This window comes from Sphingomonas yabuuchiae (assembly GCF_001477495.1).
In the GTDB taxonomy this organism is placed as follows: Bacteria; Pseudomonadota; Alphaproteobacteria; order Sphingomonadales; family Sphingomonadaceae; genus Sphingomonas; species Sphingomonas yabuuchiae_A.
Genome location: NZ_LDTF01000174.1, coordinates 1 through 832, shown reverse-complemented (window position 1 = coordinate 832; position 832 = coordinate 1). Strand labels below are relative to the sequence as shown.

Sequence of the window (832 nt, the reverse complement as noted above, 5' to 3'; positions counted from 1 at the left end):
CGCGTCGGCGCTGGCCGCCGAGGCCGGGCTGGAGCTGGTCGAGGACGAAGGGCTGGTCGCCGAGAATGCGGGGCTGACCGAATGGCCGGTGCCGCTGCTCGGCCGTTTCGACGAAGCGTTTCTCGACGTGCCGCCCGAGGTCATCCAGTTGACCGCGCGAGTGAACCAGAAATATTTCGTCTGCCGCTCGGCCGACGGAAAGCTGGCCAACGCGTTCGTCTGTACCGCCAATATCGAGGCGAGCGACGGCGGCGCGAAGATCGTCGAGGGCAATGGCAAGGTGCTCGCCGCCCGCCTGTCCGACGCGCGCTTCTTCTACGAGACCGACCTGAAGACCAGGCTCGACGATCTGCGGCCGAAGCTGGAAAAGATCGTCTTCCACGAAAAGCTCGGCACCGTCGCCGACAAGGTCGAGCGGGTGGCCAAGCTCGCCCGCTGGCTGGTGGAAGAGGGGATCGTCGGCGCAACGCCCTCTCTCCACCGGGGAGAGGGAGGGGACCCGCGGCAAGGCCGTGGGGAGGGTGAGGGGCAGTCCAGCAGCGCCTCGCCCGCGTCGGCCCCTCACCCCGGCCCTCTCCCCGATGGGGAGAGGGAGCGGCTTGCCGATCTGGCGGAGCGCGCCGCGTATCTGGCGAAAGCCGAACTCGTCACCGGTATGGTCGGCGAGTTCCCCGAATTGCAGGGTCTGATGTTGTCTCTTATAACCATCTCCGAGCCCACGAGGCGGGCTCCTCTTCCGGTTGACCTATTTTCGTTGGAAAAAAAACAAAATACACACACACCTGGTAGTCGGACACAGAATCACACAAATAAATAACACTACCACAACGCA

At 64.2% G+C, this 832-nt stretch carries 1 pseudogene; it reads left to right on the top strand.

From position 1 onward, the window contains the following. Nucleotides 1-691: pseudogene (locus NS355_RS17925) on the top strand (glycine--tRNA ligase subunit beta); the annotation flags it as partial. Nucleotides 692-832: the final 141 nt, after the last annotated feature.